Source organism: Janthinobacterium sp. KBS0711, from assembly GCF_000988085.1.
GTDB lineage: Bacteria > Pseudomonadota > Gammaproteobacteria > Burkholderiales > Burkholderiaceae_D > Janthinobacterium > Janthinobacterium lividum_E.
The window spans coordinates 2,435-4,268 of the sequence record NZ_LBCO01000020.1 but is presented as its reverse complement, the minus strand read 5'-3'; the positions used below and the strand labels follow the sequence as shown (position 1 = coordinate 4,268).

Below are 1,834 nucleotides of genomic sequence, written 5' to 3'. Positions count from 1 at the left end.
CGGCCGCCGCCGCCAATGCCGCCGTCGCGGCCAACACCCAGGCGGGCCTGACAGATGCCGCCGCCCTGGCCCTCATCTCGGATGCGGATGCCGCCAACGCCGCCGCAGCGGCCAGCCTGGCCGCCGCCACGGATGCAGCAGCCCTGGCCGCCGCCTCGAACGCCGCCGCCACCGCGGCAGCGAACGCGGCAACCGCCGCCAATGCCAGCGACGCCACGGCACTCGGTATCGCCGCCACCGCCGCCGCGAATGCAGCCGCCGCCGCCAACACCCAAGCGGGCCTCACCGACGCCGTCGCCTTGAGCATGGCAGCGGACGCTGCCGCCGCCATCGCCACCCAGGATGCGTCGATCGCCAACGCCACCGACGCCGTCGCCCTGCAGGCCGCCGCCGATGCCGCCGCCACGAACGCCGCCAATGCACAGACGCAAGCGAACATGACGGACGCGCCCACCCTGGGCCTGATCGCCGATGCCGCCACCGCGGCGTCTGACGCGGCACAACTGCAGGCCGACTTGACCGACGCGGCTGCACTGGCCCTGATTTCCGATGCCGACGCTGCCACGGCAGCGGCAGCCGCATTGGCCGCCAGCGCCGATGCCGCCGCGCTTGATGTCGCCGCTGCCGCTGCCGCCACCGCAGCGGCGAATGCCGTGATTACCGCCAACCAGAGCGACGCGGCAGCCCTGCAAATCACGGCCGATGCGGCCGCCAGCACGTCCGCCAGCGCCGCCGCACAAGCGGCATTGACGGACGCGGCGGCCCTGCAAGTGATTTCCGACGCCGATGCCGCCGCCGCGCTGGCCGCGCAAACGACGGCCAACCAGACGGATGCGGCCGCTCTGGCCGCCGCCGACGCAGCCGCCGCCAGCGATGCCGCCAACGCCCAGGCAGTGGCCGACCAGACCGATGTCGTCGCCCTGCAGCAAGCGGCCGACCAGGCCGATGCCGATGCGGCCGCCGCCAATGCGCAGGCCAGCCTGCTGGACGTCAATGTCGCGCTCAATGCCTTCAATCTCGCCAGCCTCGCCGCCCTGGCCGCCAACGTGACGGCTGGCCAAACCAGCGTGCTCGACCTGACGGCCACCGTGAATACCTTGCAGCTCGGCGCCGATAATGCCGATATCACTGCCTCCCTGTTCGATGCCACCATCCTTGCCGGCATCTCCACCGCTGATGCGCTGACGGCAGCCGGCCTGCAAACCCTCGCCGCCGCGACCGATGCCCAGGCACTCATCGTCACGGCCGCTGCTGCCGTCTCGGCGGCGGAGGTGGCCGCCGGGCTGGGCGGGATCGACATCTCGGCAGTCAGTGCTGCCGCCGCCGCACAGGCCGCCGCCGCGGCTGCCGCCGCCACGGCCCTGCTGACCGATGCCGGCGCGCTGGGCCTCGTTTCCACCACCGACGCCGCCGCCGAACTTGCCGCCCAGACGGCTGTCACCACCTTGACGGCCGCCAACACGCTGGCGCAAAACGCGCTGACGGCGGCACAATCTGCTGCCAACCTGACCGACGCCGTGGCCCTGGGTCTGGTCTCTTCCGCAGCCGACGCGGCCGCAGCCCTGGCCGTCACGACGGCTGGCCAGACCGATGCCACCACGCTGAGCCTCATCTCGAATGCCGATGCGCTGGTCGCCTCCTCGGCCGCCAGCCTGGCGGCGCTGACGGACGCCGCGGCGCTGGGCTTGATCTCGACCGCCGATGCCACCGTGGCCGCCACCCTGCAGGCAACGGCCAACCTGACGGATGCCGCCGGCCTGGGACTGCTCGCCACGGTCGCCGCTGCCGCAGCCAATACGGCGACGAACGTTGCCAACCTGACCGATGCGGTAGC

At 72.7% G+C, this 1,834-nt stretch carries 1 pseudogene; it reads left to right on the top strand.

Annotated elements, in window-relative coordinates:
• Window positions 1-1,834 (top strand): annotated as a pseudogene (locus tag VM94_RS11280) (hypothetical protein); the annotation flags it as partial.